This is a genomic window from Shewanella sp. MBTL60-007 (genome assembly GCF_019654915.1).
Taxonomy (GTDB): Bacteria; Pseudomonadota; Gammaproteobacteria; order Enterobacterales; family Shewanellaceae; genus Shewanella.
Genome location: NZ_BPET01000017.1, coordinates 52,796 through 77,144, shown reverse-complemented (window position 1 = coordinate 77,144; position 24,349 = coordinate 52,796). Strand labels below are relative to the sequence as shown.

Annotated in this window: 18 protein-coding genes; 9 read left to right on the top strand and 9 right to left on the bottom strand. The window is 43.6% G+C overall.

Annotated elements, in window-relative coordinates; all coding sequences use genetic code 11:
• Nucleotides 1–283 precede the first annotated feature (283 nt).
• A complete protein-coding gene (locus K5Q92_RS08190; protein ID WP_220768515.1) occupies nt 284–1,261 on the top strand; it encodes a DUF4382 domain-containing protein in 978 nt (325 codons plus the stop codon).
• A 154-nt stretch (nt 1,262–1,415) separates the two neighbouring features.
• The gene (locus K5Q92_RS08185; protein ID WP_220768514.1) at nt 1,416–1,898 is read left to right on the top strand and encodes a glutathione peroxidase; all 483 of its coding nucleotides are present in this window, start codon (nt 1,416–1,418) and stop codon (nt 1,896–1,898) included.
• Between the two features lie 920 nt (nt 1,899–2,818).
• Here K5Q92_RS08185 and K5Q92_RS08180 read toward each other — a convergent pair.
• Nucleotides 2,819–4,600: a M1 family metallopeptidase gene (locus K5Q92_RS08180; protein ID WP_220768513.1), complete on the bottom strand. Its 1,782-nt coding sequence runs from the start codon at nt 4,598–4,600 to the stop codon at nt 2,819–2,821.
• A gap of 142 nt (nt 4,601–4,742) precedes the next feature.
• Between K5Q92_RS08180 and K5Q92_RS08175 the strand changes: the two genes are divergently transcribed.
• Complete coding sequence (locus K5Q92_RS08175; RefSeq protein WP_259649523.1) at nt 4,743–5,609, top strand: collagenase; 867 nt, start codon at nt 4,743–4,745, stop codon at nt 5,607–5,609.
• A 391-nt stretch (nt 5,610–6,000) separates the two neighbouring features.
• On the opposite strand, the gene K5Q92_RS08170 is transcribed toward K5Q92_RS08175, so the two are convergent.
• The 4 genes from K5Q92_RS08170 to K5Q92_RS08155 form a co-directional block, all read right to left on the bottom strand.
• A complete protein-coding gene (locus K5Q92_RS08170) occupies nt 6,001–6,972 on the bottom strand; it encodes a PstS family phosphate ABC transporter substrate-binding protein (protein WP_220768511.1) in 972 nt (323 codons plus the stop codon).
• A gap of 193 nt (nt 6,973–7,165) precedes the next feature.
• Nucleotides 7,166–8,476, bottom strand: coding sequence for a phosphate regulon sensor histidine kinase PhoR (gene phoR / locus K5Q92_RS08165; protein ID WP_220768510.1), 1,311 nt, complete (start codon nt 8,474–8,476; stop codon nt 7,166–7,168).
• Between the two features lie 69 nt (nt 8,477–8,545).
• Nucleotides 8,546–9,235 (bottom strand): phosphate regulon transcriptional regulator PhoB, encoded by a 690-nt coding sequence (gene phoB, locus K5Q92_RS08160; protein WP_220768509.1) that lies wholly within the window; start codon nt 9,233–9,235, stop codon nt 8,546–8,548.
• A gap of 228 nt (nt 9,236–9,463) precedes the next feature.
• Complete coding sequence (locus K5Q92_RS08155; RefSeq protein WP_220768508.1) at nt 9,464–10,414, bottom strand: porin; 951 nt, start codon at nt 10,412–10,414, stop codon at nt 9,464–9,466.
• 289 nt (nt 10,415–10,703) lie between these two features.
• Here K5Q92_RS08155 and rdgC point away from each other — a divergent pair, with 289 nt between their 5' ends.
• Complete coding sequence (rdgC, locus tag K5Q92_RS08150) at nt 10,704–11,615, top strand: recombination-associated protein RdgC (protein WP_220768532.1); 912 nt, start codon at nt 10,704–10,706, stop codon at nt 11,613–11,615.
• A 70-nt stretch (nt 11,616–11,685) separates the two neighbouring features.
• Here the strand turns inward: rdgC and K5Q92_RS08145 are convergent, their stop codons facing one another.
• A complete protein-coding gene (locus K5Q92_RS08145; protein ID WP_220768507.1) occupies nt 11,686–13,491 on the bottom strand; it encodes a M61 family metallopeptidase in 1,806 nt (601 codons plus the stop codon).
• A 129-nt stretch (nt 13,492–13,620) separates the two neighbouring features.
• On the opposite strand from K5Q92_RS08145, the gene K5Q92_RS08140 reads away from it, so the two are divergent.
• The 5 genes from K5Q92_RS08140 to K5Q92_RS08120 all read left to right on the top strand — a co-directional run bounded on the left by K5Q92_RS08140 (nt 13,621) and on the right by K5Q92_RS08120 (nt 20,202).
• A complete protein-coding gene (locus K5Q92_RS08140) occupies nt 13,621–15,798 on the top strand; it encodes a tetratricopeptide repeat protein (RefSeq protein ID WP_220768506.1) in 2,178 nt (725 codons plus the stop codon).
• Nucleotides 15,799–15,916: 118 nt separating this feature from the next.
• Nucleotides 15,917–17,473 carry a GGDEF domain-containing protein gene (locus K5Q92_RS08135; RefSeq protein ID WP_220768505.1) on the top strand — a complete coding sequence of 519 codons (1,557 nt, stop codon included), beginning with the start codon at nt 15,917–15,919 and terminating at the stop codon, nt 17,471–17,473.
• A 77-nt stretch (nt 17,474–17,550) separates the two neighbouring features.
• Nucleotides 17,551–18,903, top strand: a complete 1,353-nt coding sequence (ppnN, locus tag K5Q92_RS08130) for a nucleotide 5'-monophosphate nucleosidase PpnN (RefSeq protein ID WP_220768504.1) — start codon at nt 17,551–17,553, stop codon at nt 18,901–18,903.
• Between the two features lie 36 nt (nt 18,904–18,939).
• Nucleotides 18,940–19,710: a flap endonuclease Xni gene (xni, locus tag K5Q92_RS08125; RefSeq protein WP_220768503.1), complete on the top strand. Its 771-nt coding sequence runs from the start codon at nt 18,940–18,942 to the stop codon at nt 19,708–19,710.
• A gap of 105 nt (nt 19,711–19,815) precedes the next feature.
• The gene (locus K5Q92_RS08120; RefSeq protein ID WP_220768502.1) at nt 19,816–20,202 is read left to right on the top strand and encodes a DUF3192 domain-containing protein; all 387 of its coding nucleotides are present in this window, start codon (nt 19,816–19,818) and stop codon (nt 20,200–20,202) included.
• A 107-nt stretch (nt 20,203–20,309) separates the two neighbouring features.
• On the opposite strand, the gene K5Q92_RS08115 is transcribed toward K5Q92_RS08120, so the two are convergent.
• The 3 genes from K5Q92_RS08115 to K5Q92_RS08105 form a co-directional block, all read right to left on the bottom strand.
• A complete protein-coding gene (locus K5Q92_RS08115) occupies nt 20,310–20,534 on the bottom strand; it encodes a hypothetical protein (protein WP_220768501.1) in 225 nt (74 codons plus the stop codon).
• A gap of 210 nt (nt 20,535–20,744) precedes the next feature.
• The gene (locus K5Q92_RS08110) at nt 20,745–21,383 is read right to left on the bottom strand and encodes a MarC family protein (protein ID WP_220768500.1); all 639 of its coding nucleotides are present in this window, start codon (nt 21,381–21,383) and stop codon (nt 20,745–20,747) included.
• A gap of 150 nt (nt 21,384–21,533) precedes the next feature.
• A complete protein-coding gene (locus K5Q92_RS08105) occupies nt 21,534–24,329 on the bottom strand; it encodes a S9 family peptidase (protein WP_220768499.1) in 2,796 nt (931 codons plus the stop codon).
• Between the last annotated feature and the right edge of the window lie 20 nt (nt 24,330–24,349).

Below are 24,349 nucleotides of genomic sequence, written 5' to 3'. Positions count from 1 at the left end.
CTCATTCATGTAGGTGTATCTTGGTGTAACATAGAGAAGAAGTATTAATTTTACCTGTTAAATCTTTATGTTAGCGCCAGCATTAACACTACTCGAACCTAAAGAGAAAAAAACACAAATATCTTATTTTCTATGTGGTAATTTAAGTGTGAATTTCTCGAGTATTAGTCCTCATATCCTTAGCTACATCAGGGGTGAAGCGAGTTTAAATCGATGCAAACTCCGCAATAATTGTGGCTAACGACTATACTCAATTATCAAAATAAACTGCTTTGGAGCACAGATGAAACAGCTAAAATTAACCTCACTCACAATCGCTATCGCTGCGGGCTTAATGCTATCTGGTTGCGGTTCTGACAGTGATTCAACACCTACGCCGAAAACAGCAATGGTTTCATTCTCTATAGCTGATGCTCCAGTCGATGACGCTCAAGAAGTTGTAGTCGCAATCGATGCTATCGAGCTAGTGAAAGATGGTCAGGAAAACCTCATTCTTGATGTTTCTGGCGAGAATGACTTAGATTATATGCAAGTTGACTTGAAACAATTCCAAGGAGGCGATAGTGCACTTCTGCTAGGTGATCAAGAACTAACGGTTGGTGAGTACAAAGAACTAATTTTGCATGTTTTAGATGAAAGCGAAGGCCCCGATTTTAGTTATGTAACGGAGCTTTCTGGCGCTCAAATCCCAATGAAACAACCTAGCCAAAAGTTAAAGCTAGGTGGCTTTGAGGTCACTTCAGATGGTGTACAAAGGTTCACTATTCACTTCGATCTGAGAACCGCACTCGTTTCAAATCAAAATGGCCAAAGATACAACTTAAAACCTCATGGAGTCGAAATCGTCGATAACTCAACTGTTGCTTCCCTATATGGAACAGTGGACGCCTCACTAGTCACATCATGCGTTGGTGATGAAAATGAAGGTAGTTTTGTTTATCTATATCCGGGTGTGGGTATGACCAATGAACAACTTGCTGATAACTTTGACCCTGCAATCAACGTAAACCCACTTCCTGAAGGCGCAGTTCGCCCAACAAACTCTACAGTAGTGGAGATGAAAGATGGCAGCAATGATTACTCTTACGCTTTTGGCTTCATTCCTGCTGGAGACTACACAGTAGCATTCAGTTGCAGCGCAGCTTTCGATAGTCCAGAGTCGTATGAAGGATTGACAATTCCTAACCCTGAAACACAGCGCCATGATGTGACACTTAACAACGAAGAAGATCTTGAGCAAAACTTTCAAGAAGCCCAGTAGTTAAGTACTTATCAAGTAAAAAAGGGATAGTAAGAAATTACTATCCCTTTTTCCTTTTTCCTTTTTCCTTTTTGTTCACATAAATCAATAGCACAACTACACTGCGCATAATAAAGTACAAACACAGCATTTAGTCAACTTCGCAGGAGTGGCAATGACAGCTTCCATTTATAACTTTTCAGTTAACAACATTCAGGGACAAAGGGTTTCATTGGCGGACTTTAAAGGCAAGGTCATTTTAATCGTCAATACCGCTAGCGAGTGTGGCTTTACCCCTCAATATAGAGAGCTTGAAGCTCTGTATCAAAAACATCAAGCTCAAGGGCTTGTGGTACTAGGGTTCCCCTGTAATCAGTTTGGTGGGCAAGAAAAAGGTGATAGCCAAACCATTAGCGCTTTTTGTGAATTGAACTTTGGCGTGACCTTCCCCCTATTTGAAAAAGTAGAGGTTAATGGTGCCAACACCGCACCACTTTATGCCTACTTAAAACATTCCGCTAAGGGCTTGCTCGGTTCAGAGAGGATCAAATGGAACTTTACTAAGTTTCTAGTCAATAAACAGGGCAAAGTCACTCAACGTTTTGCGCCAACCACCAAGCCTATGGCGATTGAATCAGAGATCTTAAAGCTACTTTAATCCATAAAATTAGCTACTTAAAATTCTCTTAAAAAAAGTTGAAATAATCGAGGTTATTTTTTGAACTTTATCTAAATACTTACCTCTAACCTTTTGAGCATTGATTTTTATGTTCATCATTCTCCCTGGGGCTTCTAGCGCAGCCCCCTTGATCTCCATGTAGATCAATCAGGCAACCCCTTGGGTTGCCCTTTTTTTATCCATTTTTTGCTATTTTCCAATTTTTGGCACTTTTTTATAAAAATTTTAAATATGGATTGAACTAAACCTAAATTGGCCAGTCTGACTATATGAACCGATTCTCTTTAAGTGAATATATTAAGGATTAACGACTTAATATATTGGCTTAATCTTAGTTTCATTGTTCATCATCATTCTCTTTGGCATATCCCCTCTTGGGTTTGCCATCAAAATAAGTGTTTAGCTAGCGCATGGACATTTATTTCGAACTAGATTATTACGGCAACCTATTAGGTTGCCTTTTTTTTGACTGGCGTTTACTGCTGGGCTAAAAAGACTAGATAAACAAGATCATAAGAAACATATCAGCGGGCTATATCAAATAGCTGCTCCCCCAAAGTCATCTTTCCCAACTAACCCTTTAGAGATATAAAAAAATAAAATCAATTTTTTTGCTTCTAATGGGAACTATTTGGAATTTGCCGACTCTGACTATATGAACCGATTCTCTTTAAGTGAATATATTAAGGATTAACGACTTAATATATTGGCTTAACCTTAGTTTCATTGTTCATCATCATTCCCTTAGGCATTCCTATTAGGTTTGCCATAGAGTTAACTCTTTCGCTAGCGCATTAAAGACTTAACTTTCAAACTGATACTTTTATGGCAACCTGATTAGGTTGCCATTTTTTTTACCAAAACTTCAGCTACTCTAGCTTCACTTACTCTAACTTCGGCTACAGTAGCTGCTGATCTAGCATCACCACAATTGATGGATGGTAACCATCACGAGCCAGAGAGTAGATCTGCTTAACCTCCTGCTTAAATCCAGCCTTAAGTAGCTCACTATAAAGAGGTTTAACAAACTTTCCTCGACCAATTTTTACCAAGTAGTCACTCACTGCCGATAATACTGTCTCATAACGGTTACGAATCGCCACCCTAAACCAGTCGCAGGCAATTTCTGCATTCGTCGATTGAGTAAACTTAAATGTTGTATCTAAGTCAGCGAGTTGCTCATGGGAAAGCACTTGAGGTAAGTTCGTTAAGAAGTATTGCCAGTGGTGAACCCGCCAGCCATCGGTTAACAAACTCTTGGCCGAGGCACCATCATCGAATGCCCGCAACGCCATAATCACCTTATCCAAACTTTTAGACTTAGGCTCATTAAACCAACTCGGCATCCCCTCGCCATAAATCCACTCGAGCATTTCAGCTTCTGAAAGCTGTTGTGAGTGCTGCTTCAGCAATGTTTGCCTAGCATAATCAACGAAGGTTTCAGTGGTGATAGCTTCGAACGCAAAAGCTTGCACATACTCATACAAAAACTTATCAAACGCCTCACGTCCGAGTCGCCTCTCTAAATCATGAACAAACATCGAGGCCTTATCATAGGTAAAGCGGTTAAACGCTTCATTGGGATCTTGCTGCTGCAGGTTGGCAGGCAGAGTCTGGGCATTGAGTTCCGTTGTTGAAATCGCCTCCTGCAAACGACCATTTTCGAGCACTAACTCAAGTTCAGCTAACTCCTTGCCGTAAACCTCTTCCACGATGCGATTGGTAAAATAGGTGGTAAAGCCCTCATTAAGCCAGAGATCACGCCAGGTGGCATTACTCACCAAGTTGCCCGTCCAAGAGTGCGCGAGCTCATGAGCGACCGTAGATACCAGACTCTTATCGCCTGCAATCAGGGTGGGGGTCATAAAGGCGAGACGCGGATTCTCCATGCCGCCAAATGGGAAACTCGGTGGCAAGACGAGCATGTCATACCGCCCCCAAGGGTAGGGCCCCAGTAAAGACTCGGCCACCTCAACCATGTTCTCAGTGTCTTCAAATTCGGCCACCGCCGCATCAATCACCTCTGGCTCCGCATAGACTCCCGTTCGCTCGCCAAGTTCGCCAAAGGCCAGATCACCAACAGCGATCGCCAATAGGTGAGTCGGCATCGCTTTTTCCATGGTAAAACTAAACTGCCCCATTAATGGTGCCTTAGCATCATTCATCGCACTCATCACAGCGCGCATCCCTTGCGGGACATTCACAACAGCATCAAAGGTGATCCGTGCTTTTGGCGTGTCTTGTAGCGGGATCCAGCTGCGAGCATTAATGGGTTGAGATTGGCTAAATAGAAATGGCTGTTTCTTTCCACTGGTTTGCTGAGGCGTCAACCACTGTAGTCCCTGCGCCTGAGGCGATGTGCGATAACGAATGAGTACACTCGAAACACTGGGAGCTAATTGAATATTTAAACGCTGACCCAAGATCTCATCTTGCTTATCTAGGCTAAAGGCTAGTGGCTGCTGAGTATTAGACTCAACCGTTTCAATCGTTAAGTCTCGACAATCTAACCAGAGTTCTCGACTCTGCTTATCGATAAACTCCAGCTGTAACTCTACCAGCCCTGCTAACTGCTTTGCCTCAAAATCAACATCGAGGGATAGCGAAAGATGCTTAACCCTTACCTCATCGGTATTGGCAAACGAGTGGTAATCGTGATTATTATCCCATTGCTTTGACACGGCATATCCTTTTTATGTGGCTGGTTAATCAATTGTATTCTAACGCTATTAGCTATGAATAAAAGCTCCATTTGACTTCAACAGAGCGAAATGAAACACTTGTGAATATTGTATGCAAAACAGCAAATCAGAGAAAGCCTCGATGAAAAATAAATACCCCCTACTCTCACTAACCCTAGCTTCGCTGCTGCCTGTCACAGCTCAAGCTCAGCAAGACGCAAGCATTGAAGAAGTTCTCAGTCAAAATAATGCCTGTAGCGATACCATTGTCATTCGTTCTCAGGCCTTAACCGAAGCGCAAATAGCATCCGCTTGCGAGCTATTAGTTAAGCAGGAAGCGAATTTCCACAAGCTCTTTGGCACACTTAACAAGCCTGTTGCCGATGATAATAATCACAGCATGCGTGCCAATGTTTATCACTCAAGAGAAGACTACGTCGCCCACGTGACTAACCACTTTGATGTACCCAGTGATAACGGCGGCATGTATTTAGAAGGCTTACCTTGGAAAAGCGACAATCAAGCCGAGTTTGTGGCCTATGAAAAAAAGGGACAAATCTGGAACCTAGCACATGAATACGTGCATTATCTCGATGGCAGATTCAACCTTTATGGTGACTTTTGCCTGTCGCTGCATGACTCTCACAGCGGCCCAGAGTACTGCCCTAAACCTGCGCCACTCTACCCGCATACGGTTTGGTGGAGCGAAGGTGTAGCTGAATATATCTCTGTTGGTGATAACAACCCTAAGGCGCTTGCTTTAATTGGTGAAAAAAACCTTGAGCTAAGTGAGATCTTCAATACTAGCTATGAGCAAAATGGCGGAACCGACCGTGTTTATCGTTGGGGCTACCTAGCCGTGCGCTTTATGATTGAAAACCATAAAGACAAGGTCGATGAGATGCTCGGCTTCACCCGTAAAGGTGATTATCCAAGATACCAAGCTTTGATTAAGCAATGGGACACCAGCATGGATGATGAATTTCAAAGCTGGCTTAACGCTCTGTAATCCTGATAATTTTAAAAATTAAGAATCTGGGAATGGGAAACAGTTACAGAAAGCCATCAGCATTTATTCATTATTTTGAATTTAATTTTGAACTTTATGCGATATGGCGACTCTGACTATATGAACAGAATGACAATCGATGTGTTTTACGAAATGGGTCGATCTATTTTCACCGTTCATCATCATTCCCTTTAGATAGTGTCTAGCGCCACTATCCCAGGATTCCGAATTGGAACCTTAGCGACCTCATTGAGGTCGCTTTTTTTATTCTCTTTTTACCGCTTCCTGTTTATCACTCTATCGTTATTCCCCCGACTAAATCACGGCAACAAAAAAGGCCTCAATAGAGGCCTTTTCATCAATGTTCGTTGGTCATTGTTATCATTCGAGATTAAAGACGAATGCCCGCTTTAGCTAGGTCTTTAGCAATAACACTGCGTGGTAGTGCAACATAACCGTCTTTTTCTACGATTTGCTGACCTTGCTTAGAAAGTACATAGCGGATGAATTCACGATCCATTGGAGCAAGCTCTTTATTTGGATGTTTGTTCACATATACGTATAGGTAACGAGATAGTGGGTACTTACCCGTTGCCGCATTTTCAGCGGTAGCCGCGACATAATTAGTGCCTTTCTTAGCAATCGCAACCGCCTTAACGCCAGCAGTCTTATAACCGATGCCAGAGTAGCCAATCGCATTAAGTGACTGAGAAACTGACTGCACAACAGATGCTGAACCTGGCTGCTCGTTTACGTTTGCTTTGAAGTCACCCTTACAAAGTGCTTTCTTCTTAAAGTAACCGTATGTGCCCGATACCGAGTTACGGCCGTAAAGCTGTATATCTCTCGCCGCCCAGCCACCATCAAGCCCGACTTGGCCCCAGCGCGTCACATCGCCGCCACCGCACTTATCTGTAGAAGAAAAGATACCGTCGATCTGTTCGATGCTCATGCCTTCAATCGGGTTATCTTTATGGACAAATACCGCTAGCGCATCGATCGCAACGCGGATAGGCGTTGGCTGATAACCATAATGCTTTTCAAATGCCTCAACTTCATTTGGCTTCATCTTACGGCTCATAGGGCCGAATTGAGAAGTGCCTTCAGTTAATGCTGGTGGCGCAGTAGAAGAACCCGCCGCTTGGATCTGTATATTGACGTTTGGATAGAGCTGCTTAAAGTCTTCAGCCCATAGTGTCATCATGTTAGCCAGCGTATCTGAGCCAACTGAAGATAAGTTACCTGACACGCCGCTTGTCTTTTCGTAAGTGGGTAAAGACTGGTCGATTTCAGCCATTGATGCTGCAGAAAATACAGTCGCTGCAGTAAAACTTACCGCGCCAACAAGTTGTTTCAGTTTCATTCTTTGCTCCAGTGTTTATCTATCTTAGTATTTAAAACGCTGTCAGTATTGACTCCATTAATGACAAGTCTATTACTCATAAATGACACTTAGATGACAAACCCATTGAATCTCTATTTATGACTAAAAAAAACAGGCCTAAAGCCTGTTCTTTATGACAACCCTATGCAAAAGTTGAAATGTGTGTAATACCTTAAGCCAACTCTTGCTTGGTAAACTCGACTAGATTGGCCGGAATAACAAAGCTAAAGGTACTGCCCTTACCTAGCTGACTCATAATATTAAGCTCACTTTGATGGTGACTCAGTGCATGCTTAGCAATCGCCAACCCTAGACCTGTGCCGCCACTTTGCCTCGAACGAGCACTATCGACACGATAGAAACGCTCCGTTAAGCGACCGATATGCTGCGGGGCAACCCCCTCACCGTTATCTTTCACGCTAAATCGGCCGCCAGAGGCAATTTTTCGCCAACTAATCTCAATCTTACCGCCGGGCTCGGTGTAACGGATCGCATTTGAGATAAGGTTTGAGCAGGCACTGCGTAACAGTAACTCATTACCATATATATCCAGTCCTGGCTCGCAGTAAAAACTCACTTCATATTGATCTTGTGCTAGCGCTAGGGCTTCATCACGCAAGATATCCATCATCTGTGACATGTTAACTTTGACTTCAAGATCTACATCGCTGGCATCTTCGATTCTTGAAAGTGCCAACAGCTGCTCAACCATAGATCGCATGCGCGTAGTTTGTTGCAGCATCTGATCCATAGCTCGAATATTTGGGGAGCCAGGCTCAGCCATCGACTGCATCATCTCAAGGTAACCCTGTAATACAGTCAATGGCGTCTTGAGTTCATGTGACACATTTGCAACAAACTCTTTTCGCATTCCCTCTAGCTGACGCACACGGGTAATGTCTCTAGCTATGAGTAAATGCTGCCCCGATCCATAACCCATGATACGGATTTCAAGAATATGCCGTTCCGATTGCGGTGATGTTAACTCTAGAGGCTCTTGGTAGTCTTTGTTTTTCAAATAAGCCGAAAAGTCTGGATGACGAATGAGGTTATCTATCCGCTGGCCGTTGTCTTGCGGCCATACAAATCCAAGCAGCAACTGCGCCAGCTTATTACACCATAAAATATTATTATCTGAGTCGAGCACGACTGCGGCATCGGGAAGCGCTTCGGCTCCCTGCCTAAAGCGACCCAGTAAAAATGCTAACTGAGACACTCGCTTACGATTCTTGCCCTGCAAGCGATAGATACCGTTAAACACAGCTTCCCAGCTACCACGACCGTTAGGCGGAGTCAGACTACGATCATGCCATAGCCAAAAGTTTAAACGGGAAAGCTGGCGATAATGCCAAACCAATAGGCAAAGCGACCCCAACAATAGGAACATAAGCACTTCACCAAATAGCAATCCAACTATCAAACATAAGGTTAGATAGATCACCAGTCGTGAAATTAAGCGGTACCCTGAATATGAATCAAACATATAACGACCATAAGGGAGAACTAAGCACAAGATACCCTAAAAGCGTCCCAATGCCTAAAGAGTGTTAAGCTAAAGTCTCGTAGAGAAACGATAGCCTGCACCTCGGACGGTTTGGATAAGACGATCATGACCCGATGGGGTCACCGCCTTTCGTAAGCGTCGAATGTGTACATCGACTGTGCGGTCTTCGACATAGACATTGGTTCCCCAAACATTATCGAGAAGCTGTTCTCGGCTATAAACACGCTCTTGATGTGTCATGAAGAAATGCAGTAGTCGAAACTCTGTCGGCCCCATATCAAGCACCTGATCCCCGACGGACACGCGATGGCTCACTGGATCAAGCTGTAATCCCTGCACATCGATGATCTCCTCTAAGCATGTCGGTGCGCTACGACGCATAACAGCCTTAATACGAGCGACCAGCTCTTTAGGGGAAAATGGTTTAGTAATAAAGTCATCTGCGCCAACCTCTAGCCCTCTGACTTTATCTTCCTCTTCACCGCGTGCGGTCAACATTATGATAGGAATATGACGAGTAAACTCATCTTGGCGTAAACGCTTGGCTAACTGAATGCCACTGCCGCCAGGAAACATCCAATCGAGTAACACAAGATCAGGGTATGGCTCCGTTAACATATCTAATGCTGAGTCATAGTCCTCTGCTGCAGCCGTGGTGTAGCCGTGTTGCTCTAAAACAAAAGTTAGCATCTCGCGGATGGCTAACTCGTCTTCAACTATCAAAATCCTTGCAGTCATAATCGATCTTCTATCAGTGAATGTCTACGTTGGCTATTATTGGTCACTTTTATGACATTAATATTAAACACCAAGATATTTTGCCATATTCGGGTACATTTTTGTCATAAATATTATCTTTCGCTTATCGACCTTAGTCATTAAAAAATGCTTAAGTCAGCAATATTTAAACAATACCATTAGCCACAAAAAAGGGGCCAAAGCCCCTTGTAATTAAAAGTGCTGAAGTTAGAACTTATGTTCTAGACCCACACCGAAGTAGCTATCATCATTATCGATATTTTCGAATGAACGATTAGTATAGAAAGCGAACAACTTAGTTGGCTTACCCAACTTGTAATCGCCACCAACAGACCATGAATCTCCCTTGTCTTCCATATCTTGGTACTGGGCTTTTAATACAACTGCATCAATTTGGTATGCTGCGCTCAGTAGGTAACCCGTCTTACTTTCAGCGCCAACAGTTGGCGAACCGTCTTTCTTATAGGTCTCTTCCTGCTGTTGATACATGCCGCCTAACTTAAAACCAGCAATTTTGCCCTGCACGGTTGCACGAACCACTTCGTAGCCTTTCACATCTGAATCATAGGCAACCGATGCATAGATTGGTGACTTTTTAAGTTTTGCATCGCCGTACATAGCAGCTACGCTGAAGCCATCTTGTGCGTACTGTGAACTCGCGCCTTCGGCTGCATAGGTCACACCGACCTTAAAACCACTGAAAGAAGGAGTGACATAAGTGGCGGTTTGTTCAATACGGTTTTCCCCCTTGAACAAGTTCTTCAAGTCACCAGATAAGTCGTTGAACTGATCGACCTTACCTTGGGAGATTTTTAGCATGGTGTCATTACGACCAACTGAAAAGGCACCAAAGTTACCTTTTAGGCCCACAAACTGATTACGAGCCTTAAAGTTTTCTTTTGCTTCATCACCAGTATCCACCTCATATTCAACGGTATAAAACGCCTCAAGAGAACTACTTAATTCGAAAGCACCTTTAACACCAAAACGAGAAGCATTAGATTGAATCGTTGTGGTTGACTCATCGTTCACATCATTTGACTGAGCCGTTACATTCAGCTTGCCGTAAACCGTTAATGGGTCAGCCGCGTAAGCAGAAGACAGTGTTGCAGTCGCAAGAGCAGAAGCCAGTATAGTTTTACAAAAAACGTTCATCATTTAATCCTTTTGACGTTATTCGTCTTGGTTATGGGTTTGGACGAGCGCCATAATGAAGGTGATTTGTTGCACTTTTATTTCAGTAAAAGGTGAATAACGGTAAATAAATTCAATATTGGGCAACAGATATTCGCTAGCCCAGAGCTAGCCTGGCTTTTAGCGAAAGTGTAAGAAATGTGACACTTTAATGAAATGTCACATAACTATGATTCAAGATGACAATGAGGCGGTTTACCCGAACCGGACAATGGCTTACACTGCGGCTTTAATTTTGATTGAGCACTTATCTATGTGGTTTAAAAATCTAACTGTATACCGCTTTAACAAGCCTTTCTCTGTTGACCCTGATTCACTAGAAAAATCACTGGAAGACTTCACCTTCTCTCCTTGCTCAAGCCAAGACATCAGCAAATTTGGATTCTCTAAGGCAATGGGCAAGCATGGCGAAACCCTGATCCATACAGCCGGTGACAGACACCTTATCTGCGCGACTAAAGAAGAAAAGATTTTACCATCTCAGGTGATTAAAGAAGCACTTGAAGAGAAAGTCAGCCAAATTGAGGCTGAAGAAAACCGTAAGCTTGCCAAGAAAGAAAAAGACGCACTGAAGGATGAGATCACCACGACCTTATTGCCACGTGCTTTCTCTCGTCGCAGCCAAATTCGTGCATTGATCTTGCCTGAGATCCAGATGGTACTTGTCGACAGCTCTAGTGCGGCAAAATCTGAAGAGCTAATGGCACTGCTGCGTAAAGCGATTGGCACCCTACCTATCATTCCTATGAGCTTTAAAACCCCTATCGAAACTCAGCTGACTGAGTGGTTAAAAGAGGGGAAAACACCAGCTGCGTTTGAGATGCAAGATGAGGCCGAACTCAAGAGTGACTCAGATGAAGGTGGTATCGTACGCTTCAAGCAGCAAGACTTGAGTGAAGATGAAGTACTGGCGCATATAGAAGTGGGTAAACAGGTTCATAAGCTCGCCCTGCATTTCGGTCAATCGATTGCATTCTTGCTACAGTCAGATGCCGCAATTAAGCGCCTTAAGTTCTCTGAAGAATTTAGAGCCGGTAACGATGATTTAGGCAATGATGATCCAATGGCTAAGCTAGATGCAGACTTCGCCTTGATGAGCAGCGAACTTATCGCACTTATCAATGCCGTCGTAGAGGCTCTTGGCGGCCTAGAAGACAGCATCTAACTCAATTACGATTGATACATAAAAGGCGCCTAATGGCGCCTTTTTTATAACAAAGCTATTGATAACAAAGCTATTGAGCCGACTTAAATTTTCCCTGCTTATCGAATGGCCAGTCAACACCTAGCCACGCCTTAAAAAAGGCCTTTTGTGCACGGCTTGGCTTATCGACACTAGTAATTGCCAACTTGCCACTTTGCTTCTCACCCAGCTTAAGCGTCAGCTCTTTCAATCTATCGTTACTGAAGAGCGTCACTTGTATGGTGTCACCCGCCTTAAAGTCTTTAATGCGTGACGCAAAGCCACTCGCAGTGACCTTGAGGCCATTAATCGCAACGATTTCATCACCATTGACAATTCCGGCATTCCAAGCAGGTCCATTACGCAGCACTTGGGACAACACCAATGAACCAGACTTTAAAGTGACACCAGTGAATGGCTCTACCTTGGCGTCTTTACCATAGGTGGTTTTCAGGCCTGCTTGTGCTAAAAGCGCTTTAAAATCTAGACTAACGGGCGAGTTAACATATTGCTGCCACCACTGCTCGTAACTCGTTCCTGAGATCTCATCTAAAATCCCTTTCACATCGGCAATGGTGTAGCCCATTGGAATACGATAGTCGTTATAGAGTTTACGGTGCACATCACGATATGAGCGCTTAAGCTTAGTCTCTTCAAGCAGTGAAAAATCTAATGCCAAAGAGGTTAGATAGCCTTCTGAGTAGATATTAGTGCTGTGGTTGACCGCATAATCTCCACCACTGCTAGCCCACTGGTTGGCACTTGCCTCAGCAATGGATTGCACTTCTCTACCCGGAGTCTGCTCACTTTGCGCTACTCGCTTTGCTAAGTCTTCCAAAAACTCCTTTGGCGTCATCACCCCTGCACGTAATAGCAACTGGCTTTGGAAATAACTGGTAGAGCCTTCAGCAATCCAAAGCAATTCGGTTATCTCTTCATCTTGATAGTTGTAAGGCACTAAACCATCTGGTCGATAGGCTTTAACGTTCCAAGTATGGATGAACTCATGAGAGGCGGTTTTAATAAAGCCTAGATAATCTTTACGCTCTCTATAACTAAAACGTGGACGCTGAATAATAGTTGAGTTCAGGTGCTCTGTTGCCCCCCGCGCACCACTCGTGGCATGAACCATATAGACATAACGCTCAAATGGATAATCGTCCCAAATAACGTCAGCTTGACCGCTGAGCTTAGTCAGGTCGGTGACCATCTTGTCGATATCGTAGTTACCCTCTCCCCAAACGACTAACTCATATTGCCTACCATCAGCGCTAAACTCACGATGCTCGCTGATCCCAGTTTCAATCGGTGAATCGACTAAGATATCGTAATTGTCAGCGATAAATGAGTGAGCGTTTGCTCCTCTATCCATGCCCGAGTAGCTGTTCCAGCTATTAGGCACCTTGAGAGACACCCTGATAGGCTCATCTCTAAAGTCTGGGCTATACACAAATGTGCCGCTAGCATCTAAAAACGCATGGGAGGCATCGATATGGTTAACTCTTTGCCCCAACTTGTTAGCGTATAACTGATAGTTCACGGTGACACTTGTAGGCTCCGACAGGGTGACAGTCCATTCTCCGCTCGCCGTACGCGTCCAAGGCAATACCGCTCCGTTGTTATCAGTCGCTGTGAATTTTCTCACCGCATCGGCTAAGGGTAAGACTTGATACTTACCTGTACGCCATACAGGTAAGTTGACCACCAGAGAGTTTGAATCCGTTACGGGAAAGTTAACCTCAACTTTTGCTAAATGATGTTCGGGACTGGTTAAATCGATCTTGTAATCGACATCGGCAACGGCGTTAGCACAAGCTAAGCTACTAAAAGTTAAGATAAGGGGAACTACAGGTTTCACTCTTACGTCCTTCTGTTATTATTGTTCTTTGCTGAGTCAGAAAAATATAACATTAGACTTAGTTAAGCCAATAGAATTACAAAAAATAGGCACTTAATTTAACGATTAAGCATAAGGAATGGCATTTTTATGCGTACTTTCATCCCCCTACTCTCCATCTTACTGTTATCGTTTTTCAGCGCTCAAGCTTATTCCAGTGTAAGAGACGAACTGCTTACAGAACTCCAAATACGAGAAGCTCCCAAAACACTCGAACACTCTCTATCAAAGACACTGCCGACCCTACCAAACTTTACTTCAGCAGCAGAGTTTAGCCGCTTTGCCGATGACCATCGCCTCTCAAAGGCAGAGTTAAAGCGCGACATTCAGCTATTCACTCGTTTGAAGATGGAGCTTTATAACAAAGATAAAGACCGCTATGGGATCGCCAAAAGGCTCACAGAGCAACTTGAACTACTGAGCAGTAGCACCTTCGATAACAGCTATGTATTAATGCTAAAAGGACGGTACGCCGGAAGGAGCCAACAAGATTACACAACCGCAATCTCTTTGTATCAACAAGCTGTCGCGATCATGGAGCACTCTACAGATGAGACCAGTTTAGTCCTGCGTTATACCTTACAAGAACACCTAGGGGTGATGCATATGATTCTACGCGAAGAGTCCACCGCCCTATTACACCTAAAAGAGCTATCTCGGTTATCTAAGCAGCTTGAGAATGATTACCTGATTGCTCACGCTGAATCTGTATTAGGTAAGTATTTTTATAAGCAGAACCAGCTGGGAAAATCTTTGGCTCACTACACTGAAGCCACCAAATACTCCCAAGATGGTAATAATTCGTCTCAAAATGCTCATATCGAGCTGCAACTAGCGAGGATCTATCGTGATTTAGAATCCTGGGATGAAGCCCTTAGCGCCGCTAATAATGCGGCAGAAGCATTTAGCCAGCTCGGTAACGAAAACTACGTCTCTTCATCGATGACTGTTATCGCCATGATTTATGCCAATCAAGGACAGTGGTATAAGGCAATTGATTACCACCTCAATGCTCAACATATCGAGTCGAAACTTGGAAACTATATAGGCCTAGGACTCAATCTGCATAACCTAGGTGAAGCCTATTATAAAATAGGCGATACCCGAACCTCACTTGAAAACCTTAAGCGAGCAAATGAAATATTTACCTCGAAGAAGAGTAATCACTACCTCGTATATAACGATCTACTTATCTCTGAAGTCGCAGCCAATGACGCCAATTGGGAGATGTCGTTAGATTATGCTTCTAAGGCTGTAGCCATTGCCGAGTCCAAACAACTGAACACAGAGTTAAAAGAAGCCTTATCGAGACAAACTGACGCCTTAGAAGCGCTCGGCTTATATGAAGAAGCCTTTAACAGCGTTAGAAAGTTAAACAACCTAAACGAATTGACTCAACCACAACCATCTGGATTTGATGAGCAAAAGTCAATTATTGCAGCACAAAAGCTCGAGCTTAGCCTAAGCCAAGCTCAAAACCAGTTGCAAACTAAGACCAAGCAGCTTAATAACACTCGATTAATAACCATACTTTGTGTGTTTGTGCTTTGCCTAAGCTTACTAATATTACTCAAATTATGGCGACTTAAAAACAAGCTCAGCTTAGAAACTAAAACGCTACAACAGACTCAACTATTGGAGCCTTTTACTCGGCTTCATGGTTACTTAGCTTTTAAACGAGACTATTTAAACTCAAACAGTGCACCAATGAAAACCATGGCGCTTATCTCCCTGTCTGATCAACTCGACGCCGATCTTTCTCAAGGTTATGAGTGTAATGCAAAGATGAATAAGCAACAGGTATTAGCCATTAAAAACAGCTTAAACTGTCACACCTATGTTATTCGCCCAGGTGTATTTTTACTCTGCTTCAACGAGTCGATGGAACCTAATCACTTACTCAGTCTCCTGAGAGATATCATCTCGAACCACAATGGGCAAACTAGCCTTCATATGGGGGTATTGCAGCTACCATTACTGGCAGACCCAGCCATAAAACTCAGTGCTGCACAGCACTTTGGTAGCCTACAGATGATGCTCCATGCCGCCAGAACGCTCGGCAGCGATAAAGATTACTTTGCGACCATGAAGATGCTTAATTTTGCATCGGCCGGCATATTTAACGATCCTCTCTACATTAATATCGAGAAAAGTATCGTACGTGGGATCATTAAAGTCGACACTAATGGCAATAAGGAAGATATCATTTGGCCAAGATGGAAGAACCATCAAAATATAGACATTAATGAGGATAAATTAGCCATATAACTCTTTGAAGATAGTAGGATAAGGATGTTAATATCTCTTTTTTAGGACAACTGGTAAGATAAGCTCTAAAAAGAATCCCGATTTCGATACTAGGTAATTGATAGGAAAAATAATAAATATGAAGGATGCCGCCATAGGTACATCTCAAGTAAATGTACTGCAGCAAAAGCTTTACTCTGCAAAGCAGGCTTTAGAAGAGATGAACGAAGAGCAAAATGCAAAGCTGCGCATCCTAATGCAATTTATTGCCCAATTAAGTCTTGCCTGTAAAGGACAAAACCTAGAGCTTGATAATAAACTGGCAAAGTTACGCCATAAATTAGCAAACTTTAGCCAAGTTGAAGAGGCGTTGCCGACTCTCTATGAAGCCGAAATGACATTAAAGCAGCAATATGCTCATGTCATGTTACAGCTTGAAGATTGCCGCAAATCACTGTCGAATATAGTCGGCCAGATTCAAAGGGTTGAGTCTCTACCTAGCAAGTTAAAACTTGAGATATCTTACTTCAAAAAAGATCTTCTTAAGCCGTTTCATAGCTACTGGGATTACATCCCTAAAGTAGATAAAATCATCCAATTCTATGATGCTATCTTACAAGAAAAACTGAATTTAGGTGATCAGTTTGAGGTATTGCCTCGCCACCGTCAGGCCGCTCATGAATTAGCACAGTTACTGTCTGAGATTGAGTTTAGAAAGGATCAGCGAGCTCAGGTTTCCGAAATCAAACAGCAACTCACCCAAGAGTTTGAACTTAACACTCTACTCAACGCCTATCAGGTCGTACTAAGTTTACTTCTAGATAATATCGCCCGAGAGAAAACGGCATCGCAAGAGTTTTTATACGTACTCAATAATGCCTTGAGTAACGTACAAGAGGTCGTCGCAGATTCATATAGCCACTCAATCAAAAACTATCAGGTTGCTAAACAACTAAACCGCGATATCAACTACCAAGTCGATAACGTCGGAGAAACCGTGATAGAAGTTGATGATATCAACGAGCTAAAAAACCAGATCACGACACACCTAGCCTCATTGCGTAAATCTCTTAGTCGTAAAGAGCTACTAGAAAATAGAGAACAGACTCAGCTAAAGCAATCTGTAGAAACTCTACGTCGAGAGCTTAAAGAGCTTGCAAAAGAGACAGAGTCCTACAAGGAGCGTCTGTTTGAGCAGCAAAAGCTCAATCTACTCGACTCACTTACTCAACTGCCAAATCGCAGTGCATTAGAAGAGCGAATGGATATTGAGTATCGTAGCCACAAGCGTACTAAGCAGCCATTATGGGTCGCCGTTGCCGACATCGATCACTTCAAGACTATTAATGACAGCTTCGGTCACAGCACCGGTGATAAAACACTGCAAGTCATTGCTATGGCGCTAAAAAATTCGTTACGCGAATCGGAGTTTGTCGCCCGTTACGGCGGTGAGGAGTTCGTTCTATTACTACCCGATATTGCTGAGAGCGATATCCTTCCCCTGCTTAACCGAGTAAGAGAAAAGGTAAAAAGTATACCTTTTAAGTTTAAAGATCAGCGAATTACAGTTACAGTGTCTATAGGTGCTGCACAAATAATTGAAAATGAGCTCATCACAGAAACTTTCGACAGAGCCGATGCTGCACTATATAAAGCCAAAAACGAAAGCAGAGATAGAGTCATCATAGACTTCTAAGCTTCTCCCCTTGTGTTAACGCCCGTTACACCTCTCTTTTTTGGGATAGCTTACTCATCACTGCTTAAGGAGTTGCTATGATAGTAAAAATAAGTCCTAGAGGAAGCCTAGATCAACTTTCGCAACTGGAAGTTGATAGATTAAAACAGAACGCCAAAAGTGAGCTTTACCAGCTCTACCGCAACTGCTCACTCGCCGTACTCGCATCTGGCCTTAAAAGTGATAATGCTGAGGGCCTTTTCACTCAGTTTAGTGACTTTAATATCAATGTCTTACGCCGTGAGCGTGGCATAAAAATCGAGTTGACCAACCCACCAGAAGAAGCGTTCGTCGACGGTGAAATCATCGCAGGGATCCAGGAGCACCTCTTTGCGGTATTAAGGGATATCGTCTACATCAACGATAAGTACGACAACCTTAAGCATATCAACCTCACGAATGCGAGCCACATTACTAACGTCGTATTCGATATCTTACGCAACGCGCGTTCAATGCCAATGCTCGATCCCAATATCGTCGTTTGCTGGGGCGGGCACAGTATCAATCCCATCGAGTACCAATATACCCGTGAAGTGGGTTACGAATTAGGGCTGCGTGCACTCGATATCTGTACAGGTTGTGGACCCGGTGCTATGGAAGGGCCGATGAAAGGTGCCGCCATTGGTCACGCAAAACAACGGGTGAATCACGCCCGCTACATTGGTCTAACCGAACCAAGTATTATTGCCGCTGAGCCACCGAATCAAATTGTCAATGAATTGGTCATTCTGCCCGATATTGAAAAGCGCTTAGAGGCCTTTGTAAGATTAGGGCACGGCATTGTTATCTTCCCAGGCGGTGCGGGGACAGCCGAAGAGCTACTTTATCTACTGGGCATTCTACTCAACAAAGATAACCGCAATATCCCCTTCCCATTAGTACTTACGGGGCCGAAAGAGAGTGAAGAGTATTTCTTGCGCATCGATGAATTTATTGGCGCGACTCTTGGTGAGGAAGCACAGAGCAAGTATCAAATCGTAATCGATGATCCGGTAAAGGTCGCTCGAATACAGAAGCAGGCTATGGAAGAGATCAAAACCTTCCGCAGAGAGAATGGCGACTCTTATCAATACCAGTGGTCGTTAAAAATTGAGCCTGAGTTCCAACTCCCTTTTGAGCCTACTCACGAGGTGATGAGCAACTTAGACCTATACTCTCAAGCTAATAAGGCTGAGCTCGCAGCAAACCTGCGTAAAGCGTTTTCAGGTATCGTCGCTGGTAATGTCAAGATGGACACCATTAAAGCAATTGAGCTCAATGGACCGTTCGAGCTTAAAGGCGATCCCGAACTTATGACGCTGATGGACGACCTATTAGGTGCATTTGTTTCCCAACAGCGAATGAAATTACCGGGAAGTGAATACATTCCCTGCTACAAAGTCATAAAATAGAAACTCATAGAGTATAGAAAGTACAGAGAGAAAAAGTTGAATAAACTGCTTATTATCGATGGTATGAACTTGGTGCGGCGGATCCACGCCGCACAACCCAACGAGTCAGATGTCTCAGGGCTGAAGGAACGCGTTAACGGCGCCTGCCGCAAGTTGCTTAAGTTCCATGCACCGACACATGTAACTATCGTCTGGGACGGCGACTCAATCTCATGGCGTAAAGCCCTCTATGAAGATTACAAAAAAGGCCGTAAGCCTATGCCCCAAGCATTAGCCGATGGCCTTGATGACATCAAAACTTATTTAGCAGAGCACCAAATTCACTCTATTGATGCAGAATCTGAAGCCGACGATGTGATAGCGACCTTAGCCACTAAACTTGCCAACACAGATGGCGAAGCGATTATCGTCTCTACAGACAAAGGATTTAGCCAATTAAATCATCCGCATATCAAGCAATGGGATCACTTTAATCAGATCTATCTAACTGTTGAAGATATGGAACAAAAACTAGGGGTTGAACATTCTCAGTTAATTGACTACTTAGCATTAGCAGGTGATAGCGGTAATAAAATCCCAGGAGTCCCCGGTATCGGCCCTAAATCTGCGGTAGAGTTACTCAGAATTTATCGCTCACTAGCAAACATCTATAACTCCATCGACAAGGTAGGCTCTAAACAAGCCAAAAAACTTCAAGAGGGCAAACAGATGGCGCGCCTCAGTTATAAATTGGTGCAACTCAGAACCGATATGCCTTTATGCGTAAACCTGAAACAATTTAGAATTGAAAAGCCGGATCCCGCTTAAACTTACATTTGTTAACACAAAGTTATCACTCTAGCATTTACCATAATGCGATCACATAGTATCTTAGGCTTATTGAAAGAGCCCCATGAAGGATTCGTTGCTAGGATGAAATCTAAACTTCCCGTCATTATCATCAGTATTTTCGTCACTTACGTTGCTTTTGTCGCCGTGATTATGCTCACTTATGATCCCAGCCCCGATGAGATGAGATGGGAAGATAGGCAGGCCTATAACAAAGCTATGATGGCCGAAATCAGCATAGGGCAAAGCATAGCCGAGATAAAATCCCTTTTTGGCAAAGCCGATTTTACAGAAGCTAAAATCTCAAACGAACAACACTTACAAGTACTCTTCTACCGAACCCATCATGTCACTTCAGATGGTGAAACCTCTAAGGAGGAGTGCACTCCACTACTGTTTAAGCAGGGAGTACTCATCGCTTGGGGGGAAGATACGTATAATCAGTACCTAGCCAGCAAGATCGATAGCTAAGCCATCATCAAGATTTAGCAACAACTCAAGCAAGCCTTGTGTAGTAGAAAGCAAAAAGCAGCACCTATGTGCTGCTTTTACAATTTGAGCTTTTGATTTTCGCTCAATTAGTTATCCTGTAGCTCCTTTTGAAGCTCTTTTTCAGCCTGCTCTCGCTTAGCAAGCTCGGCTAACAAACGTTGCTCCTCAGTTTGTTGCACCTCGCCTTTATCAGCCACTCTTTTTCTCGCTTCCCAATCAGGTTCACCTTCAAGCGGAGCTTTTGCAATAGCAATTGCGGGTAAGCCTAGCAGTATCACACTAACTAAAGTTATCACATTGAATTTATTCATTTACCTTCCTTGTGTATGAATCAAAAACGAATACGTTATATCATCAATTGGGCTCTCTGTAATAGGGCCGTCAGACGACATAAAGCGGCACCTGACGGTCTATCTAGAGACACACCAATTTCCATAGCCGCTTAATATTAGAACACTTTTATACCTTATGCCTAACATTGCCCCCGTCACATAGAATGTGCTATCAAGGCAACCTCTTGCTTAGGCAAGCACCTTAAAGGCGCCCTGTAATCCCTCTACCGCCATCTGAGTACCGATAACGGCCAAAATAAGCCCCATCATTCGGGTAATGGCCCCCAATGCAGCACTGCCTAAGTAACTGACTAAGCGACCACCAAAAATAAAGAACACGTAAGTGATAACACATAAAACACCAAACGAAGCAATAGTGCTAATAAGCTCTGCGATTCCTCCACCAGCGGTAAAGTTCATTGCAGTAGTAATCGTGCCGGGGCCTGCCAAGATAGGCAGCGCTAAAGGGGATATCGCAATACTGAGTTTAGATTCTAGCGACTCCTCAACGGGCTTGTCTTTATCATGGTGCACCGCAGACTGATTCCCCTGAAGCATATGAAAACCTATCAAAAACACTAGCAAGCCCCCCGTGATGCGGAAGGCGGGCAGTGAGATCCCAAATAAGTGAAAGATAAACTGACCCGATACGGCGAATAAGCTCACAATGACAAATGCGATAATTAAAGCTCTAAAAGCGATTAACCGGGTCGTCTTCTCATCGTCATCAGCTGTAAGCCCAAGGAAGATGGGGACATTAGCTATCGGATTCATTATGGCAAAAAAGCCCATAAACACAGCCCCTACGTGCATCCAAATCCCATCCATTTACTCTACACCTTACACACTCAATTCATGCTGCTCATTATGCAACAATTTGATGCAATTACGACCCTGTTTATTTGCTGCCCACTGTTTTCTTAGATAAAAAAATGCCGAGGTGATGAACCTCGGCATTTTAAAAGTGAACAATCTTATTTAATCGGCTTTTTTATACTCAGTATAAGCTTCGCCTTCACTCAACCATTTAGGCGCAGGCATGCCCTTGAGGTAGTGATCGAAGTATTCCATCATACGAATACTGTAATCGAGCTTATTAGGATACTTCTTAAGATGATGTGGCTCATCCTGATATTGCAAGAACACCACATCCTTACCCGCACGGCGCATAGCAAGGTATAGTTCAACCCCTTGCTCCCAAGGCACCGCATCATCTTTATCACCAAACATGATCATCATAGGTGTCTTAATACGCTCAGCGTAAAATACCGGTGAGTTTTCAATATATTTCTGTGGTGATTTAAACAGGCTTTCACCAATGCGGCTCTGACCTGTTTCATATTGGAACTGTCTCGCAAGACCACTTCCATGACGAATACCACTATAGGCGCTGGTCATATTAGACACAGGGGCCCCCGTCACTGCAGCTTTAAAGATATTGGTTTTTGTTACCGCAAAAGCCGTTTGGTACCCGCCCCATGAATGGCCCTGAATACCTACGGCTTTTGGATCGGCAACCCCGATATCGATCAGGTGCTGTACGCCAGAGGTCAATGCCTGTACTGAGGTCTCTCCTGGGTAACCTACTTCGAAACGAATATCGGGCAAGAAAATGGCGTAACCATTATCGGCATACCATGCAAAGTTCGGCCTATGATTAATCTTCATCTGTGGAAAGGCGTGCAACCTGTCGCTCATAAAGCGATAAAAGTAGACAAGCACAGGATAACGCTGACCTTCAACATAATTGGTTGGCTTGATCAAAACGCCATCAAGGGGTTTGCCATCGCCATTGGTCCACTGAACTAACTCTGACTGTCCCCAGTTAAAGGCGTCACGCTGTTTATCTAAGTTAGTTTGACGTACCGCATTTTGCGGTGCACTTACAGGTGCCGTGTAGAGATCCGGGAACTGATCGTACTGCTCCTTAGAGTACACGATTGTCTGTGCATCTTTACTGCGCGCCAGCAACTTAAGCTTATAGTCCCCATCCATTAAAGGGGTCACACCGGCGACTCCTATCTGCGCACGATAAAAACCATCGCCCTTGGTGATATCGTTATAGCCATGAAGCAAAACTTTATCACCATTAGCTAGCACACTTGGATACTCTTTATCTTGAACCAAGCCAGTTACTCGATATTGGATCTGCTGCTCACGTCCCTGACCTGCTGTCAGTTTAAATGTATCATTCGATAGCGTATTGACCTGCCAAATATCAAACTTGTCGTAAATCAACAAACCTGCATCATCACTAATCCAAGGACCAAAACCATAACTTGGCGCGTTTGATGGGTAGTCATGATCTTCATCGGCAAAAGAAACACCTAAATCTTTGGTAATGTTGATGCGTCTATCTTGAGCAATCTCATACAGGAACACGTTCCCGTGCAAGTAATAAGACACAAACTTTTCACCCGGAGACAGATTAGGCTCTTCAGAACTGCTCTGTTGGGTAAGCAGCGGGATCTTCCGTCCAGTATTAAGATCTACCAGATAAAAATCACGATAAAACCCTGCCCAAGTGATCATCTTACGGTATGGCAGATCAGAACTTGCCAGTGCATATCGCTGCTGTTGCTGCACCTCAATATCTGGCACATCGAGATCAGCAAGCTGTACTAAGTTATTGCCCTTGACATGCAGTACTGCTAAATAGGTTCGCTTAAACTCTTTCTTATATTGCTGAACTTCATGGGGCTTAATACGAGGATCCTCACCATGCCATACTCTAAGGGCACGATTTGAGGTAATAATATCTTTATCAAATAGATCGGACTGCTGTTCATATTTAGCCAGCTCTAACTGCTGAGCAACCTGAGGCACACGGCCAAAGAACAAGCGTTGACTGTCATCGGAAAAGCGTAGCTCTGCGTAACGATTAAGCGTCCAATCTGCTGACTTAGGTGTTTCAACAAGCTTATTATTTTCAAGACTCAAAAGTGCCAATTCATATTCGCGACCAAAAGGTGCAACCTTGGCATCACCATAGGTAAAAGCTAAGTAGTTACCATCATTCGATAATGCGATAGCACCGACTTGCTGTTGTTTTAAACTATGGACTGTTGAAATGCTATTATCGGCCAGCTTAACTAGGTTTAACTCGTGCTTATTGGTTTCAATATTATTTATCGCCAATGCAAAATTTAACCCAGACTGATCAAAACTAAGCGCCGTAACATCTTTAAAGGTTATTGATTTCAAATCCTTAAGAGAAAGCAGCTCGACAGTCGTGCCCTTATCCTCTTTAGCGACTTTTATATCACTTTTAGCGCTTTGCCCATTATCAGCCGATTTTTCATCTTTTTTTGACTCTTCGGCTTCAAACCAGATAGCTAGATGAGTTCCCTTATCATTGAACTCAAAGGATTTAACACGCTCATAGCGGATCTCTTCACCCGTTGAGGTATCTAACAAAACCAAGCCAGGCTTGAGTTTCTTCTTGGCTTTCTTGCTGGCTGTCTCTGATTCAAAAAGCGGTACTTCATCGACAAACGCCACAAAACGGCCATCATGGCTAACTTTTGGCTTACTAGCGCCTTTTACACTAAACTGCTTATTAGCTACGAGGTTCCTTACAAGGCCGTGGCTATCGCCACGATCCGGAGTCACCTCAACGGCCAGCATATTGCCAGTATCTGAAATAACAGGCTTTTTAAGCGATTCGAATCGCATAATATCGTCGGGAGTGATGCTATTGTTGGCCGCTATCAAGTTTGCTGACAACAAACTCGTCGAGAATAGCAATAGAGATGTAATAGGTAATGACTTCAAGGTCTTCCTCATTATTTATT